The sequence below is a fragment of the Micromonospora violae genome, assembly GCF_004217135.1.
Taxonomy (GTDB): Bacteria; Actinomycetota; Actinomycetes; order Mycobacteriales; family Micromonosporaceae; genus Micromonospora; species Micromonospora violae.
Map to the genome: position 1 here is coordinate 4,561,209 of NZ_SHKK01000001.1, position 13,176 is coordinate 4,574,384.

13 protein-coding genes are annotated in these 13,176 nt (G+C 71.8%); 6 read left to right on the forward strand and 7 right to left on the reverse strand.

Translation table 11 applies throughout. The annotated features are described in order from the left end of the window. Positions 1 to 24: 24 nt before the first annotated feature. On the reverse strand, positions 25 to 1,677 hold the full coding sequence (locus EV382_RS20235; RefSeq protein ID WP_130409029.1) for an alpha-amylase family protein: 1,653 nt from the start codon (positions 1,675 to 1,677) through the stop codon (positions 25 to 27). Between the two features lie 57 nt (positions 1,678 to 1,734). Between EV382_RS20235 and EV382_RS20240 the strand changes: the two genes are divergently transcribed. Together EV382_RS20240 and EV382_RS20245 are read left to right on the forward strand one after the other, a co-directional pair. Next, positions 1,735 to 2,349 carry a DUF1349 domain-containing protein gene (locus EV382_RS20240; RefSeq protein ID WP_130404170.1) on the forward strand — a complete coding sequence of 205 codons (615 nt, stop codon included), beginning with the start codon at positions 1,735 to 1,737 and terminating at the stop codon, positions 2,347 to 2,349. Positions 2,350 to 2,406: 57 nt separating this feature from the next. Continuing rightward, on the forward strand, positions 2,407 to 3,078 hold the full coding sequence (locus tag EV382_RS20245; RefSeq protein WP_130404172.1) for a DedA family protein: 672 nt from the start codon (positions 2,407 to 2,409) through the stop codon (positions 3,076 to 3,078). Between the two features lie 13 nt (positions 3,079 to 3,091). Here the strand turns inward: EV382_RS20245 and EV382_RS20250 are convergent, their stop codons facing one another. Together EV382_RS20250 and EV382_RS20255 are read right to left on the reverse strand one after the other, a co-directional pair. Beyond that, entirely contained in the window at positions 3,092 to 3,856 is a 765-nt protein-coding gene (locus EV382_RS20250; RefSeq protein ID WP_130404174.1) for a YidC/Oxa1 family membrane protein insertase, read from the reverse strand. Positions 3,857 to 3,957: 101 nt separating this feature from the next. Then, positions 3,958 to 4,251 carry a DUF6412 domain-containing protein gene (locus EV382_RS20255; protein WP_244236768.1) on the reverse strand — a complete coding sequence of 98 codons (294 nt, stop codon included), beginning with the start codon at positions 4,249 to 4,251 and terminating at the stop codon, positions 3,958 to 3,960. Between the two features lie 153 nt (positions 4,252 to 4,404). Between EV382_RS20255 and EV382_RS20260 the strand changes: the two genes are divergently transcribed. From EV382_RS20260 to EV382_RS20270, 3 genes are read left to right on the forward strand one after another with little or no spacing between them, the layout of a single operon-like run. Then, positions 4,405 to 5,547 carry a carboxylate-amine ligase gene (locus EV382_RS20260; protein ID WP_425271912.1) on the forward strand — a complete coding sequence of 381 codons (1,143 nt, stop codon included), beginning with the start codon at positions 4,405 to 4,407 and terminating at the stop codon, positions 5,545 to 5,547. 23 nt (positions 5,548 to 5,570) lie between these two features. Beyond that, the gene (locus tag EV382_RS20265) at positions 5,571 to 6,950 is read left to right on the forward strand and encodes an FAD-dependent oxidoreductase (RefSeq protein WP_130404178.1); all 1,380 of its coding nucleotides are present in this window, start codon (positions 5,571 to 5,573) and stop codon (positions 6,948 to 6,950) included. 27 nt (positions 6,951 to 6,977) lie between these two features. Beyond that, entirely contained in the window at positions 6,978 to 7,991 is a 1,014-nt protein-coding gene (locus EV382_RS20270; RefSeq protein WP_425271913.1) for a LacI family DNA-binding transcriptional regulator, read from the forward strand. A gap of 227 nt (positions 7,992 to 8,218) precedes the next feature. Here the strand turns inward: EV382_RS20270 and EV382_RS20275 are convergent, their stop codons facing one another. The 3 genes from EV382_RS20275 to EV382_RS20285 all read right to left on the reverse strand — a co-directional run bounded on the left by EV382_RS20275 (position 8,219) and on the right by EV382_RS20285 (position 11,093). Beyond that, positions 8,219 to 9,172, reverse strand: coding sequence for a carbohydrate kinase family protein (locus EV382_RS20275; RefSeq protein WP_130404180.1), 954 nt, complete (start codon positions 9,170 to 9,172; stop codon positions 8,219 to 8,221). Continuing rightward, positions 9,169 to 10,434 (reverse strand): AGE family epimerase/isomerase, encoded by a 1,266-nt coding sequence (locus EV382_RS20280; protein WP_130404182.1) that lies wholly within the window; start codon positions 10,432 to 10,434, stop codon positions 9,169 to 9,171. The genes EV382_RS20275 and EV382_RS20280 overlap by 4 nt, the downstream gene beginning before the upstream one ends. A 233-nt stretch (positions 10,435 to 10,667) precedes the next feature. Next, entirely contained in the window at positions 10,668 to 11,093 is a 426-nt protein-coding gene (locus EV382_RS20285) for a nucleoside deaminase (protein WP_130404184.1), read from the reverse strand. 186 nt (positions 11,094 to 11,279) lie between these two features. Here EV382_RS20285 and EV382_RS20290 point away from each other — a divergent pair, with 186 nt between their 5' ends. Next, positions 11,280 to 12,161 carry an aminoglycoside phosphotransferase family protein gene (locus tag EV382_RS20290; RefSeq protein WP_130404186.1) on the forward strand — a complete coding sequence of 294 codons (882 nt, stop codon included), beginning with the start codon at positions 11,280 to 11,282 and terminating at the stop codon, positions 12,159 to 12,161. A gap of 37 nt (positions 12,162 to 12,198) precedes the next feature. On the opposite strand, the gene EV382_RS20295 is transcribed toward EV382_RS20290, so the two are convergent. Continuing rightward, a complete protein-coding gene (locus tag EV382_RS20295; RefSeq protein WP_130404188.1) occupies positions 12,199 to 13,008 on the reverse strand; it encodes an Fpg/Nei family DNA glycosylase in 810 nt (269 codons plus the stop codon). Positions 13,009 to 13,176 lie beyond the last annotated feature (168 nt).

Sequence of the window (13,176 nt, forward strand, 5' to 3'; positions counted from 1 at the left end):
GCGTGATCGGGAAACCGCCGCGCGTCAGAAGCCCCGGCCCCGGCAGAGGCGGATCCAGCGGTATCCGTGGCCGGAGACCTTCACCGCGCCGAGCTTGCCCAACTCGCCGTAGCCACGGTCGGCGAGCACGTCGATCGGCAGGTCGGCCTCGGGCTCAAGGCTGCTGAGGTCCACCTCGACGTCGTCGGTGCCCAGGTTGTGCACGAAGACCATCGTCCCCGTCGGCCCGTCGGCGCGGTGCGCGAGCACGCCGGGCGGCATCGCCACGTCAATGTGGGTCGTCGACCCGGACCCGATCTCCGGCGCCTCCCGCAGCGTACGGATCATGCGCTCGAACCAGGCGAGCAGCGACTTGACGTCGCCCCGCTGGGCGGTGACGTTGACGTTCTGGTAGCCGAACTCACCCTTGTCGATCACCGGGCGGACCAGCTTCTCCTCCTCCGCCGTGGAGAAGCCGGCATTCGGCTGGTACGACCACTGCATCGGGGTACGGATCGACTCCCGTCCGGGCAGTGACAGGTCCTCGCCCATCCCGATCTCCTCGCCGTAGCGCAGCACCGGCGTGCCGCGCATCGAGAACTGCAGGGCGTACGCCAGCTCGATGCGCCGCCGGTCGTTGCCGAGCATCGGGGCGAGCCGGCGACGGATGCCCCGGTCGTAGATGCGCATGTTCTCGTCCGGGCCGAACTGCGCGTACACCTGGTTGCGCTGTTCGGTGGTCAGCCGGGACAGGTCGATCTCGTCGTGGTTGCGCAGGAAGGTGGCCCACTGCCCGCCGACCGGCAGCTTCGGGGTGTCGTGCAAGGCGTCGATCAGCGGCTCGGGGTCCTCGCGGGCCAGGGCGAGCATGAGTCGCCCGTTGAGCATGAAGTCGAAGAGCATGTGGATCCGGTTGCCGGAACCGCTGGCGTCACCGAAGAACGTCGCCAGCTCGTCCGGTTCGACGTTCGCCTCGGCCAGCAGGACGGCGTCGCCACGCCGCCACTGGACGTGCTGGCGCAGCTCGGTGAGGAACTCGAAGTCCTTCGGGGAGTTCGGGTTGCCCGGCTCGGTCAGCTCGATGATGAACGGCACGGCGTCCATCCGGAAACCGGAGACACCGAGCTGGAGCCAGAACGACATGATCTTCTTGACCTCGGCCCGGACCTGCGGGTTGGCGAAGTTGAGGTCCGGCTGGAACTTGTAGAACCGGTGGTAAAACCACGCCTTGGCGGTGCGGTCGTAGCTCCACGTCTCCTTCTGCTCGCCGGGGAAGACCATGCCCTGATGCCGGTCGTCCGGCTCGGTGTCGGACCAGACGAACCAGTCGCGGTACGGCGAGTCCGGCGCGGAACGGGCGGACTGGAACCACGGGTGCTCGTCGGAGGTGTGGTTGACCACCAGGTCGATGATCACGCGGATGCCCCGGTTCTGCGCCTGGTGCAGCAGCTCGGCGAAGTCGCCCAGGGTGCCGAAGCGCGGGTCCACGTTGTAGAAGTCGGTGACGTCGTAGCCGTCGTCGCGGTTGGGCGACGGGTGGATCGGGTGCAACCACAGACAGGTCACACCGAGCCGGGCCAGGTAGTCCAGTCTCCCGATCAACCCACGGATGTCACCGACCCCGTCGCCGTCCGAGTCGGCGTACGTGTCGATGTCGAGGCAGTAGACGACGGCTTCGGAATACCAACGGTCACCCATGCCGGAGGAACATCTCCGTTCGATCATCGCGGCAAACCCTTGGTTATCGTGCCTGTCATGGGAAACGACCTGGTACCGCCGAGTGAGCCGTTGGACTGGTCCCGGGGCAGTTGGCTGCACCCACCGGTACGCGTCGAGGAGGGCCCGGCCGGTGAGCTGGTCGTCGAGCCGGCGGCGGAGAGCGACTTCTGGCGGCGGACCAGCTACGGCTTCGTCCACGACAACGGCCCGGCCCTGCTGGCACCGCTGCCGACCGGCACCGCCATGGAGGTGAGCTTCCGGCTCGACTTCTCGGCGCAGTTCGACCAGGCCGGTGCGTTCGTCCGCGTCGACGAACGCACCTGGACCAAGGCCGGTGTCGAGGTCAGCGACGGCGAGGTGCAGCTCGGCGCGGTGGTGACCCGGGAGTTCTCCGACTGGTCGGTCGGGCCGGTGCCGGAGTGGGCGGGCCGGGAGGTGACCGTCCGGGTCAGCCGGGCCGGCGACGCGCTGGCCGTCCGCGCCCGGGTCGACGACGAGCCGTGGCGTCTGGTCCGGCTCGCCCCGCTGGACCCGACGGCCGAGGTGCTGGCCGGGCCGTTCTGCTGCGCGCCATCCCGCGCTGGCCTGACTGTGGTGTTCACCGGCTGGCGGCAGGGCCCGGCGGACACCGCGCTGCATCCGGAGGTGTAACGACCGCTCCGGTGGGTATGACCGTACGATCCCGAGCACCGACGCGGAAGGACGACAATGGCGTACGCCCAGGCTGGCGACCCGTCCGAGTTCACCGGGTTGACCGGTTGGGTGGCCTCGGTGATCGAGGTGATGGGTCCGGTCGGAGTGGCGCTGCTGGTGGCGTTGGAGAGCATCGTTCCTCCGATCCCCAGCGAGATCGTGCTGGCGCTCGCCGGTTTCCTGGCGCACGAGGGCGAGTTCAACGTCCTCCTCGTGGTGCTCGCCGCGACGGTCGGTTCGCTGGTCGGCGCGTTGGTGCTCTACTGGCTCGGCGCGGCGCTCGGCGAGGACCGGCTCAAGCGCTGGTTGGACCACATCCCCTTGGTGGACAGCGACGACCTGGAGAAGGCCGACAGGTGGTTCGAGCGGCACGGTCGGTGGGCGGTGCTGATCGGCCGGGTGGTGCCGGTGGTCCGCAGCCTGGTCTCCGTACCGGCCGGGGCCAACCGGATGCCGCTGGGCGAGTTCATCCTGCTCACCACCATCGGCAGCGGCGTGTGGAACGGTCTCATCGTGGGTGCCGGTTACGCGCTCGGGAGCCGTTGGCAGGACGTCGCGCGCTACAGCGACTGGTTCAACTACGCGATCGGCGCGATCTTCGTCGTCATGGTGGTCAGTTGGGTGATCCGTAAGGTCCGCAAGCGTCGGGACCGCGACGACCGGCGGTCGGTGACCGCCGGCCGCTGATCCGCGGTGGCGCCTACCGCCGGCGCCCAGGACGGCTGTCCAGCGAGCCCGACGGAACCGCCGACGGGCGGCGAAGCACCGCCTGCTCGATGGCGGACCACCCGCTCGTGGTCACCAGGTAGATCACCGCGGCGAGCGGCAGCACCAGCGCCACCAGCACGGTGGTGAAGGGCAGCAGGGGTAGCAGCCGCCCGAGCGTGGCCGCTCCCGGCCCCTCGGTGGGCGTACCGGCCACCGTGCCCACCGCCGCCGACGCACGGCGGGCCCGCCGCGACGACCACCAGGCGATCAGCAACACCACCAGCAGTACGCCGAAGAGCGGTCCGGCCGCACCCGCCAGCCCGTCGCCGAGATGGTGACCCAGCGGTACGCCGGCCAACCGCTCGTCCAGCAGCCCGGTGCCGCCCTCGCGTGTGCTGAACAACCGGTACAGCACCAGCAGGAACGGCGCTTGGAGGAGCAACGGCAGGCAACCGGCGATCGGGTTCGCGCCGGCCTCCCGGTACAGCGTGAACACCTCGCGCTGAAGCGTCGCCGGGTCGTCGGCGTACCGCCGCTGAAGGTCGCGCACCTGTGGGGCGAGCGCCGCGCGACGCCGCTCCCCGCGGACCTGCGCGACGGTCAGCGGCGAGATCAGCAGACGGACGGCGATGGTGAACAGCACGATGGCGGCGGCGGTGGCCGCCCCACCGGCCAGTGGTTCGAGCAGTTCGGTGAGCCAGGACAGTGCACTGCCGGCAGCGCCGACAGCGTCGTGCAGTGGTGCGAAGGCAAGCATGGGGAACCCCTCGGTCCGACTCCGGTGGGGCCCTCCCCCGGGCGGCATCCGCTCAGCAGGGGGGCCGGTGACGACGGGATCGGCCGCGCGGCGGCGAGGCGCTACGCGACCGAGGGGTGCCCCGGAGCCCGGGGACGAGGCCGACCGGCGGCGTCCGGGTCGATCTGGCGGGGCATTCGGCGACTTCGGGAGCGGGCCCGCAGGCCGGCCCACCGTGGCCCGGCACCAAACGTGCCCGCCCAGCCGTGCACCCGGGCCGCGAGCACCACCGCGAGCAACACCAGCGCGGTCAACGCGGCACCCGCGAGCAGATCGGCCGGGCGACCGGCGAGCAGGGTGAGCTGGGCGAACGCGGACATCCACGCGACCCCGAGATAACCCAGCAGCACCGGCACGGGCCCAGCATAGGACCCGCTGTCACCCCACCCGGCCGAATCCGGGTCCGCCCGCGCCCGACCGGCCGCCGCCACGTTTCCCGACATCGCCACGTTGGGTAACCAACGGTGGACCGACGCGGACGGCCCGCGAACGGTAGGAACGGACGGGTGATGTCGATGACCGGTCAGGTGGCGGAGGCGCCCAGCGACATGGCTGCGGCGACCGGGTTGCTCACCGTGGGTGTCGAGGAGGAGTTCCTGCTCGTCGACCCGCACACCGGGGCCGCGGTTCCGGCCGTGGACCTGGTCATGGAGCAGGTGCCGGCCGAGCTCCGCGGGCAGGTGGAGCGGGAGTTCCAGACCAGTCAGATCGAGATCGGCAGCCCGCCAGGCCTGGAGCTCTCGTCGATCCGGCACTCCCTCGGCGTCCTGCGTCGGGCGCTCTCCGACGCCGCCGAGCGGGCCGGCGTACGCCTGCTCGCCATCGGCACCGGCCCGGTCGACGGCCCGGTGCCACCGGTGGTGGACAAGCCCCGCTTCGACCGGATGATCGAACGGTTCCGGCTGCTCGTTCCCGGCCCCGGCAACAACGGTATGCACGTACACGTGGGGGTGCCTGACCCGGACACCGGCGTGCAGGTGCTCAACCACGTACGGCCGTGGCTGCCGATGCTGCACGCGGTCACCACCAACTCGCCCTTCGCCGGCGGTGCGGACACCGGCTACGCCAGTTGGCGCTCGGTGGAGTGGGAGCGCTGGCCGTCGGTGGCCCCGACGCCGTTTTTGGAGTCGCACGAGCACTACCAGCGGCTGATCCGCCAGTTGATCTCCAGTGGGGTGATGCTCGACGAGGGGATGCTCTATTGGTACGCCCGCCTGTCGGCGAAGTACCCGACGGTGGAGCTGCGGATCGGCGACGTCTGCCCGTCGGTCGACGACGCGGTGCTGGTCGCCGCGCTGGTCCGGGCGCTGGTGGCCACCGCCATGGCGGACGTCGAGGCCGACCGGCCGGCGTTGCGCACCGACCACCACCTGCTGGTCGGCGCGCACTGGCGGGCCGCCCATGACGGCCTCGAAGGCGAGGCCGTGGACGTCACCACCGGTGAGCTGCGCCCGGCCTGGGAGTTGTTGGACCGGTTCGTGGAACGGATGCGGCCGGCGTTGGAGCAGCACGGCGACTGGGCCGAGGTGACCGACCTGCTGGGTGGTCTGCGTCGGCACGGCAGCGGCGCGGCACGGCAGCGGGCGGTGTTCGAGCGCACCGGCCGACTCACCGACGTGGTGCGGGACGTCGCGCGACAGACCCGCGGCTGATCAGTGCGTGACAGGATGAACCCGTGGCGCAACGGCTGATCGTCATCGGCGGGGACGCCGCCGGCATGTCGGCGGCGTCCCAGGCCCGACGCCGCCGCGACCGTGGCGACCTGGAGATCGTGGTCTTCGAGCGGGGCCACTTCACCTCCTACGCGGCGTGCGGCATCCCCTACTGGATCAGCGGCCTGGTGCCCGGTCCCGAGACGTTGATCGCCCGCACCCCGGAGACGTTCCGCACGGAGTACGCCATGGACGTACGTCTGCGTCACGAGGTCACGACAATCGACCTGGAACGCCGCGAGGTCGTCGCCCAGGACCTGAACGGCGGCGGCGAGGTCCGCGAACGCTTCGACGACCTGGTGTACGCCACCGGCGCGGTGCCGGTGAAGCCGCCGTGGGCCGTCACCGACGTGGACGGCGTGTTCGGCGTGCAGACCCTCGACGACGGTGCCGCGCTCCGCGACTGGCTGGACGCCGAGCCACAGCCGCGCCGGGCCGTGGTGGTCGGCGGTGGGTACATCGGCGTCGAGATGGCCGAGGCCCTGATCCAACGCGGCCTCTCGGTGACCCTGGTGGAGGCGGGCGAGCAGCCCATGGCGACCGTCGACCCCGACATGGCCGAGTTGGTCACCGAAGCCATGCGCAGCCTCGGCATCACCATCCGCACCAGCCTGCCCGTCAGTGGCCTGGAACAGCGCGACGGCCGGGTCTCCGCCGTGGTCACCGCCGAGGGGCCGATCCCGACCGACGTCGTGGTCCTGGGCCTCGGCGTACGCCCCAACACCGCGCTCGCCAAGGCGGCCGGGCTGCCCCTCGGGCCGACCGGGGCGATCCGGGTCGACCGCCGGATGCGGGTGCCCGGGCTCCCCGGAGTCTGGGCGGCCGGCGACTGCGTGGAGTCCCTGCACCGGGTCAGCGGGTTGCCGGTGCACGTGCCGCTCGGCACGCACGCCAACAAACATGGGCGGGTCGCCGGGACCAACATCGGCGGCGGGTACGCCACCTTCACGGGCGTGATCGGCACGGCCGTGACCAAGGTCTGCGACCTGGAGGTGGGCCGGACCGGCCTGCGCGAGCGGGAGGCCGCCGCCGCCGGGTTCGAGTTCGTCTCGGTGATCGCCGAGTCGACCAACCGGGCCGGCTACTACCCCGGCTCCCGGCCGATGACGGTCAAGCTGATCGCCGAGCGTCCCAGCGGCCGGTTGCTCGGCGCACAGATCGTCGGTTGGTCCGAGGCGGCCAAACGGATCGACACACTGGCCGTCGCGTTGTGGAACGGCATGACGGTGGACGATATGACACAGCTGGACCTGGGTTACGCTCCGCCATACGCGCCGGTGTGGGATCCGGTGCTGATCGCCGCCCGAAAAGCGGTCGACGCGCTCGCCGCGCTCAACCATTGACCCGCGCCCGCCGTGGAGGACCACCCCGTGACCCAGACCCCGACCCGGCCGACCGCGCGTCGGCGTCCCACGATGGTCGACGTGGCCCGACGGGCCGACGTCAGTTTGAAGACGGTCTCCCGGGTCGTCAACGACGAGCCGGTGGGGCAGGAGTTGGTCGGCCGGGTGCTGGCCGCAATCGCCGAGCTGGGCTTCCGGCGCAACGACATCGCCCGGAACCTGCGCTCCCGGCAGCTCAACGCCACCGTCGGGCTGCTGATCGAGGAGATCGCCAACCCGTTCTACGCGACCATCGCCAGCGTCGCCGCCGAGATCGCCGCCGCCCACGGCACCATGCTGATCACCGCGTCGTCCGAGGAGGACCCGGAGCGGGAACGCGCCCTGCTCCAGGATTTCACCCAGCGCCGGGTCGACGGCCTGCTGGTGGTGCCGGCCGGCCTCGACCACTCGTTCCTCCGTCGTGAGGTCGAGCTGGGCATGCCGGTGGTGTTCCTGGACCGGCCGCCGCAGGGGCTGCAAGCCGACGCCGTGCTGCTGGACAACCGGGGCGGCAGCCATGCCGCGGTGAGCGCGCTGCTCGACCAGGGGCACCGACGGGTGGGGCTGCTGCTCGGCGCGCCGAGCGTGCCCACCATGCGGGAGCGGCTGGCCGGAGCGCGGGCGGCACTGGACGCCGCCGGGGTCGAGCCGGACGGGTCGCTGGTCCGTGAGCGGCTCATCGCCCCCGAGGAGGCCGGGCGGGCGGTCGCCGCGCTGCTCGACCTTCCGGAGCCGCCCACCGCGTTCTTCTGCGCCAACAACCGGCTCACCGTCGGCGCCCTCCAGGAGCTGCACCGGCGGGGCAGCGACGCCGCGCTGGTCGGCTTCGACGACTTCGAACTGTCCCACCTGATGCCCCGACCGCTGACCGTCGTCGCGTACGACACCCGGGAGTTGGCGAGGGTGGCCACCGAGCGACTGTTCCAACGCGTCGCCGGCGACGACACCCCGCCGTCCACAACGATCCTCCCCACCAGGCTCGTCGAACGCGGCCTGACCTGACGCGCCCGGCACGCCCGCCCGCGCCCGCGCGAGCCCCACGCACGCCCGCGCACGCCCGCGCACGCCCGCGCCCGCACGCCCGCGCACGCCCGCCCGCGCCCGCACGCGTCGATCATGGACTTGTGGTGCCTCGCGTATGCCGCAAAGAGGGGTTAACCGCCCACCACAAGTCCATGATCGACCCGCGACGGAGCACAAGTCCATGATCGACCCGTGCCGGTGTGGGTTCAGGTCGCGGTGGTCAGCAGGGCTTCGACCTCGGTGCGGGTCGGGGGGTTGGCGCCTCGGCGGGCGCAGGTCAACGCGGCCACCGTGGCCGCCTGCCGGAGCACCACACCCCACTGCGACCCGGTCACCGCGGCGAGCCGGTCGGCTGGCCGGTCACCGAGCGCGTCGAGGTCGGCCAGCGCCGCCAGCAGACCGCCGGTGAACGAGTCGCCGGCACCGACCGTGTCGACCACGGTGGTGCGGACCGCCGGCTCCTCGTGCAGCGAGCCGTCCGGGGCGAGCAGCCAGGCGCCCTCCCCGCCGCGGGTCACCACGGCACACGACACGCCGGCCGCACGCCATCCGGTCATCACCTCGGCCACCGAACGCTCCGGGTAGAGCCAGGCCAGGTCCTCGTCGCTGGCCTTGACCAGGTGCGCGAGGCGAATCTGCCGGCGTACCCGCGCCTGCTCCGCCGCCCGGTCGGTGACGATGCTCGGCCGCAGGTTGAGGTCGATGGAGACGGTCAGTCCGTCCCGCTGACGTTCCCGGGCGAGCAGGCCCTCCAGCGCCTCTGCGCCGGGGGCCAACGCGAGCGCGAGCGATCCGGTGTGCAGCGCGATCGCCGGCGACCCGGCCAGTTCGGGCAGCTCCTGCGGCGTCCACTGCCAGTCGGCCGCACCGGCCAACCGGAACTCGTAGCTGGCCTGCCCGGCGGCGTTCAGGGTGGCCACCGCCACCGAGGTGGGCTCCGCGGCGCGAACCGCCCAGTCCAGGTCCACACCGTTGGCGCTCAGATGCGCGACGAGTTGCCGACCGTATTCGTCGCTGGCGAGCCGGGCCAGCAGCCGTACCGGCTGATCGAGCCGGGCCAGGGTGACCGCCACGTTGGCCGGGGAGCCGCCGGGCACGGCCCGCTGCCCCTCGGCGGTGACGACCAGATCGATCAGCGCTTCACCCGCGACGACGATCACGCGGTCACCTCCGCCGGTGCGCGCGGGCCGGGGCCACCGAGCCCGTCGGCCGCGCGGGACAGCAGTACCGCCTGGTACGCGTGGTAGACGTCCGGCCGGCCGTGCCAGACCGTGTCGGCGGGCAGGTTCTGTACGTCCAACTCGTGCCGCCATCCGGTCTGATCGATGAGGTTACGGCGGGCGTACGCCCAGAAGACCTGGTACCAGTCGCGGTAGACCGCGTCGCCGGTGCGGCGGTGCAGGGTGATCGCCGCTCCGATGGCCTCGGCGAGAACCCAGTGCATCCGGGAGCGCACCACCGGCCGGTCGTCCCAGTCGATGGTGTAGACGAAGCCGTCCGCGCCGTCGACCGCCCAGCCACGACGCACGGCGGCGGCGAACAGGGCACGGGCGTCGGCGAGCAGCCAACGGGGTGGCTGCGGCAGCACCGCCTCCAACTCCAGCAGCAGCCGGGCCCACTCCAGCCAGTGCCCGATGGTCGAGCCGTACGGCCGGAACGGGTCGGCGGGCTGGTCCCGGTTGTAGTCGGGCAGCGGCGTCCAGTCGGTGGTGAAGTGCTCGGGCAGCCGCCAGTCGTGCCGGGCCGCCTCACCGTGCACGAGGTGGGTGGCGATCCGCAGGGCCCGGTCGGCCCAGCTCGCGTCGCCGGTGGCGGCGGCAGCGGCGAGGAACGCCTCGACCATGTGCATGCTGCTGTTGGCGCCCCGGTAGTCCTCGGTGACGGTCCAGTCCCGGTTCCACGATTCGCGGACCGCGCCGGCGTCGTCGTCCCAGAATCGGTCCCGGACGACCGCCAGCACGTCGGCGAGCAGCTGCTCCGCGCCGGGACGTCCGGCGCGCGCGGCGCTGGAGGCGGCGAGCAGGACGAACGCGTGGTCGTAGCCGGCCTTGCGATCGTTGACGGGCACCCCCTGCTGGTCCACCGCGCTGAACCAGCCGCCGTAGCGGTCGTCGCGCAGCAGCGTGCTGAGCGCGGCGATCCCGTGGTCGACCAGGGCGGCGGCGTCCGGGTCGCCGTTGCGATGGGCGAGGGCGGCCACGTGGGTCATCCGACAGGTGATCCAGGCGTGGATCGGTTCGCCACGATCCGGGGTGCGGTCGTCGGTCAACCACCAGAAGCCGCCCTCGGACCGGACCGAGCGGCGGGCGGTGTCGAGCAGCGTCCGGGTCTGGTCGACGAGGAACTCGTCCAGATCGGGCAGGTCTGGTGACCCCGGCGGAGCGGGTGTCGTTTCGGCGTCGGATCGGGGCACGTCGGTCATCTCAGCTGGTCACCGTCGGGTAGGAATGGGACATACGGCCAGGATCGGCGGACGGACCGGGTCCGCGCCGGAGAACGTCAACAGGACACCGCGCACGGGGTGCGGCCGGAAGTGGACCATCGTACGATCCCTTCCTTTTTGTCCGTTGACATCGTTGTCACCACCCAACCCTGCTCCGACAGTCGGCCGACTGTCAATTCCGTCTGCGTCACACCATCGCGCCGCAGCTCCGCTCAGTAGTAGTCGTCGATCGGCTGGCGCGCCTCGTCGAACAACGCCGGCCCCTCGTACCGAACCGGAGGCAGCGCCGGGGTGGCCGGCTTGACCTGCTCGAACTGCTCCGTGGACAGGGCGTACACCACCCGACCCAGGCCGGAACGGTCGATCGCGGTCGCGCACATCGCGCAGGGCTGGCAGCTGGTGAACATCGTGGTGCCGGCGGCCACCTCCAGAGAAAGCTCCCGCGCCGCCCAGCGGGCCAACTTCAACTCCGGATGGGCGGTGATGTCCGCGTCGGACACCACAGTGTTGTGGTCCTCGATCAGGACGACACCCTCCGCATTGACCAGCAACGACCCGAACGGCCGTTCACCGGAGGCCCCGGCCCGCCTGGCGATCTCCACGGCGTGCCGGAGAAACTTCTCGTCGTCCGGGGTCATCGATCCTCCTGGGACTTGTGATGCTCGGCCACGTCCGGGGTCACCGCCGCACGTCGGGCTCGGCGCCCGAAGCGACGTTCGGTACGTTCACGCCCATCCGCACCCGTCCACGCTAGCCACTGTGGACCAGCGTGGGAACGCCCCTCACCCACCGACGCGCACGACCGCACGGCTCAGGAGGGCCAGATGGATCTACCCGTTGGGCTCGACTGGGTACGCGGAACACCCGCCGGCCGGGCCTGGCTGGCCGTGCTCCCCACCTGGCTGACGGAGTGCGCCGAACGGTGGTCGCTGCGGCTCGGCCCGCCCTTCCCGTACGCGTACGCCTCACTGGCGCTCCCCGCCGACCTGCCCGACGGCACGGCGGCGGTGTTGAAGCTCCAGTACCCCGACGAGGAGAGCCGGCACGAGGCCGACGCGTTGGCCCACTGGGACGGCGACGGGGCGGTCCGACTGCTCGCCCACGACCCCGAGCGGCGTGCCCTGCTGCTCGAACGCTGCCAGCCCGGCACCGCACTGCACGAACTCCCACCGGAGCAGGCACTGGACGCGATGATCGGGCTCCTCCCCCGGCTCTGGCGACCGGCCGGCGCGCCGTTCACCCCGCTGGCCGACGAGGCCGCCGGCTGGATCGACCGGATGCCCCGTGCCTGGCAACGGGCCGACCAGCCGTACGAGCGGCGGTTGCTGGACGCGGCACTGACCCTGCTCGGCGAGCTGGCGTCGAGTCAGGGCGAGCAGGTGCTGGTCAACCAGGACCTGCACGCCGGCAACGTGCTCGCCGCCGATTCGCTCGCCGCCGATCGGGGGCCGTGGCTGGCGATCGACCCGAAGCCGCTGACCGGGGAGCGCGAGTTCTCCGTCGTGCCGATGGTGCGCGGCGCCGAGTTGGGCCACTCACCGGCCGCCGTCCGACACCGGCTGGACCGGCTCAGCACCGAGCTGGGACTGGACCGGGAACGGGTCCGAGGTTGGACGATCGGACACACGCTGGCCTGGAGCGTCGCCGACGGCACTGTCTTTCCGCAGAAGGTCGAAGTGGTCCGCTGGTTGCTCAACGGCGACTGAGGCACAAGGCGCGGTGGGCGCCGGGGCGACGACCGGCTCAACCGCCCTGGCAGGTACGACACCAGTACAGGTTGCGGCCGGCCAACTCGCCCCGGCTGACCTCGGTGCCACAGACGTGGCAGGGTGCCCCCGGACGACGGTAGACGTACACCTCGCCACCGTGCCGGTCCACCCGCGCCGGTCGGCCCATCGCCTCCGGCAGGTGCGCGTCGCGGACCGTGTCGATCCGCCCGTGCTCGACCGCGAGTCGCATCAACCCGACGAGATCAGCCCAGAGCACGTCCCAGATGGCTCTGGTCACCTGTCGACCCGGCATGGTCGGCGGCAGGCCGGCCCGGAACAGCGCCTCAGTCACGAAGATCAACCCCGTGCCGGCCACCACCGACTGGTCCAGCAGCAACGCGGCGAGGGGCGTGGAACTGCGCGAAATCCGGGCGTACGCCCGCTCCGGGTCGGCGTCAGCGCGCAACGGATCCGGCCCGAGGCGACCCCGCAGCGCAGCCACCTCGGGCGGGGTGAGCAGCTCACAGGCCGTTGGCCCGCGCAGGTCGAGCCAGTGCCGGTCGCTGGCCAGCCGCAGCCGCACCTGACCGACCGGCTCCGGTGGCTCCCCCGCCCCGTCGGTGAACTTGCCGTACAACCCAAGGTGAACGTGCAGCGTCAGCTCGCCGGCGTGGTGGTGCAGCAGGTGCTTCCCGTACGCCTCGGTGCCCTCCAGCACGGTCCCGGACAGCCGGGCGGACCCCTCGGCGAAACGACCCTGCGGGCTCGCGGCGTGCAGCTTGTCCCCGGCGAACAGCTCGGCGTGCCGGGCCGCCAGGCGATGGATCGTGTGTCCCTCTGGCACGGGTGCCAAGGATAGCCAGCCCTCCCCCGCCAAGCCCCGCACGGACCAACATGGGTCCCGCCGCGCCGATCACCGCAGGCCCTCACCGCGCGTTGATCGACTCGGACCTCGCCCCGCCGAACGCCGCAGGCCCTCACCGCGCGTTGATCGACTCGGGTTTCAGGAAAC

What these genes read in the sequence shown, in the direction of transcription:
- EV382_RS20260 (WP_425271912.1), top strand. Translation starts at nt 4,405, where the DNA reads ATGTCGATGACCGGTCAGGTGGCGGAGGCGCCCAGCGACATGGCTGCG.
- EV382_RS20245 (WP_130404172.1), top strand. Translation starts at nt 2,407, where the DNA reads ATGGCGTACGCCCAGGCTGGCGACCCGTCCGAGTTCACCGGGTTGACC.
- EV382_RS20290 (WP_130404186.1), top strand. Translation starts at nt 11,280, where the DNA reads ATGGATCTACCCGTTGGGCTCGACTGGGTACGCGGAACACCCGCCGGC.
- EV382_RS20250 (WP_130404174.1), bottom strand. Translation starts at nt 3,856, where the DNA reads ATGCTTGCCTTCGCACCACTGCACGACGCTGTCGGCGCTGCCGGCAGT.
- EV382_RS20280 (WP_130404182.1), bottom strand. Translation starts at nt 10,434, where the DNA reads ATGACCGACGTGCCCCGATCCGACGCCGAAACGACACCCGCTCCGCCG.
- EV382_RS20235 (WP_130409029.1), bottom strand. Translation starts at nt 1,677, where the DNA reads ATGGGTGACCGTTGGTATTCCGAAGCCGTCGTCTACTGCCTCGACATC.
- EV382_RS20240 (WP_130404170.1), top strand. Translation starts at nt 1,735, where the DNA reads ATGGGAAACGACCTGGTACCGCCGAGTGAGCCGTTGGACTGGTCCCGG.
- EV382_RS20285 (WP_130404184.1), bottom strand. Translation starts at nt 11,093, where the DNA reads ATGACCCCGGACGACGAGAAGTTTCTCCGGCACGCCGTGGAGATCGCC.